This is a genomic window from Cupriavidus sp. HPC(L), from assembly GCF_000307735.3.
Taxonomy (GTDB): Bacteria; Pseudomonadota; Gammaproteobacteria; order Burkholderiales; family Burkholderiaceae; genus Cupriavidus.
This window is the reverse complement of sequence record NZ_AMPR02000294.1, coordinates 1-2,901: the sequence shown is the minus strand read 5'-3', so window position 1 is coordinate 2,901 and position 2,901 is coordinate 1. Positions and strand designations below refer to the sequence as shown.

Sequence of the window (2,901 nt, the reverse complement as noted above, 5' to 3'; positions counted from 1 at the left end):
TCAGCAAACCCTTGGCCTGCGCCTCGGCCGCATCGAACACCCGGCCCTCGAGCAGGATCTCCAGCGTCGCCGCGCGGCCCGCCAGCGCCAGCAGGCCCTGCAGCTCGCCCGGCGCCATCGGGAAACCCAGCTTGTTGATCGGCACGCCGAAGCGGCTGTCCGTCGCCGCGATCCGCAGATCGCAATGGCAGGCGATCTCCAGCCCGCCGCCGACGCAGACGCCCTCGATGCAGGCCACGGTCGGATGCAGGCAGCCGGCGATCGCAGCCAGTGCCGGCGCCAGCAGGTCGACATGGTAGGCGCGCACCGAGGCCGGATCGCCGCGCAGCCGCGGAAACTCGGCGATATCGGCGCCGGCGGCGAAGTTGCCGTCGGCGCCGCGCAGCACCACGCAGCGCAGCGTGCGGTCCGCCGACAGGCCCGCAAAGCCATCGGCCAGCGCGCGCCACATCGCCTCGGAGATCGCGTTGAGCTTGCCCGGATTCGACAGCGTGACCAGCGCGATGTCGCCATCGCGCTCGAAGCTGACCGCGCCGCTCACAGGGCCCTCCGCGGGTCGGGCGTGGCCATCGACGTCGTCGCGCACATCATCGCCATCAATCCATCTTGGCGCCGGACTGCTGCACCACCTGCGCCCAGCGCTTGATCTCGGCGCGCTGGAACTGCGCGAACTGGTCCGGCGTGTACGACGGCGTCTCCGAGCCGTTGTTCAGCCAGATTTGCTTGAGCTCCGGCGTATTCAGGGCCTTGTTGACCTCGGCGTAGAGCTTGTCGCTGATCTCCTTGGGCGTGTTCTTCGGCACCCACAGCGCATACCAGGTCGACACCTCGTAGTTCGGCACGCCCGCCTCGGCCGCGGTCGGCACGTCGGGGAACGCCGGCGAGCGCTTGGGCGCGGCCACCGCCAGCGCGCGGATGCGGCCGCCGCGGATATGCTGGGCCGACGAACCCAGCCCGTCGAACACCATGTCGACCTGGCCGGCGATCAGGTCGGACAGCGCCGGGCCCGCGCCCTTGTACGGGATATGCGTGATGAAGGTCTTGGTCTGGATCTTGAACAGCTCGCCGGCCAGATGGTGCGACGACCCGTTGCCGGCCGAACCGTAGTTCAGCTTGCCGGGATTCTGGCGCGCGTAGGCGATCAGTTCCTGCAGCGTCTTGGCCTGGACCTTGGTCGGGTTGACCACCACCACCTGCGGCGGCTGCGCGATCACGGTGATCGGCACGAAGTCCTTTTCGATGTCGTAGTCGAGCTTCTTGTAGAACGAGGGCGCGATCACATGGTGCGCGCCGCCGATGAAGATCGTGTAGCCATCGGGCGCGGCCTTCGAGGCGAGGCTGGCGCCGACCGTGCCGCCCGCGCCGCCGCGGTTGTCGATGACGAACTGCTTGCCGAGCTGCTTGGACAATTGCGCCGCCAGCGGGCGGGCAAAGGCATCGGTGCCGCCGCCGGCCGGGAACGGCACGACGATCGTGACCGGCCTGGACGGCCACGGTTCCTGCGCCGCCGCCGGCGCGAGCGCCATCATCGCGATGCCGCCGGCCACTGCCAACATCGTTGCCGTCCGCTTGAACTGACTACGTTCCATGGTGTGTCTCCTCGCTTTGTCTTATGAAAATGCGATGTGAACTACTGGTGTCAACCGCGTTGGAACTTCCCGTCGAAAATGCACTGCCGAAACTGGATGATGTGGATGAGGCGGTGATGCGATGCGGCGCGCAATGCGAGCCGGCACGTCCATGCCCGCCGGCTCCCTCCCCTCAGGAACGCGCCAGCAGCTTGGCGACAGACCGGCTGATGCGCGGATTGCCCTCGCCGAGCTTGGCCAGATTGTCGTCGAGCGCCTCCGGCACGTACAGGTAATTGACCATCATGCCGCACGACTGCGCGCGCCCCTTGCTCGACAGGTCCGCACCCCAGTTCAGCCGCTCGACGCAGGCGCCATTGCCGAGGTGAAAACGCGCCACCGGGTCGGCTGGCAGCGCACCGTTGCGCGCGTGCACCAGGAAGTGCGCGGCCAGCGCCAGGCCGCTGTCGCGCACCAGCGCGTCGTCCGAGCCCGCACCCAACGCGGCAAGCCATTCGGCACCGGTGGCCGGTACCGCCGGCGGCGTGGTCTCGCCCGCGGCCGGCGCGCGGGCGCTCCAGCGCTGCATGCACTTGCCACCCAGCACCTTGGCGACGGTATCGCCGTCCTGCTTGCGCAGCCAGTCGGCGAAACCCGGTATCGGCGACAGCGTGGCGTACTGCTTGACCTTGGGAAAATCGCGCTGCAATTCCTCGATGACGCGCTTGAGCAGGAAATTGCCGAAGCTGACGCCGCGCAGGCCCGGCTGCGTATTCGAAATCGAATAGAAGATCGCCCATTTGACGCGGCGCAGGTCTTCCTGCGGCGCCGCTTCGTCGAGCAGGCTTTGCACGTTGGCCGCCATCTCCGGCACGAAGGCGACTTCGACGAAGATCAGCGGCTCGCGCGGAATGCGCGGATGGAAGAACGCGTAGCAGCGGCGATCCGAATCGAGCCGGTTGCGCAGATCGGCCCAGGAGGCGATCTCGTGCACCGCCTCGTAGCGGATCAGCTTTTCCAGCAGCGACGCCGGCGAATCCCAGGTGATCGGCTGCAGCTCGAGCAGGCCGACGTCGAACCAATTCGACAGCAGGCCCTCGAGGTCTTCGTCGAGCGCGCGCAGGCCGGGGATCTTCTTGTACCAGCGCAGCATGTCCGCGCGCAGGTGAATGATGAAATGCAGGCCGCAGACCGACTTCGCGCTCGGGCCGTGCAGCCCGGCCAGCCGCTTGAAGAAGCGGATGCGGGCGCTCGACAGCGCATGGCTCAGGCCCGAGCCGTTGCGCCCGGCCTTGCCGCCCTCGGCCGCGGCGGCACCATCGCCGCCGCCCTG

General features: G+C 68.2%; 3 protein-coding genes. All 3 read right to left on the bottom strand.

Features of this window, described 5'->3' with window-relative positions:
* Window positions 1-541, bottom strand: a 541-nt coding sequence (locus tag B551_RS15950) for an enoyl-CoA hydratase/isomerase family protein (protein WP_043440208.1), incomplete at its 3' end; no start/stop codon positions are given.
* A 55-nt stretch (window positions 542-596) separates the two neighbouring features.
* Window positions 597-1,589, bottom strand: coding sequence for a tripartite tricarboxylate transporter substrate binding protein (locus B551_RS15945; RefSeq protein WP_043440206.1), 993 nt, complete (start codon window positions 1,587-1,589; stop codon window positions 597-599).
* Window positions 1,590-1,761: 172 nt separating this feature from the next.
* The coding region (locus B551_RS15940; protein WP_023264517.1) for a malonyl-CoA decarboxylase domain-containing protein at window positions 1,762-2,901 on the bottom strand (1,140 nt) is incomplete at its 5' end.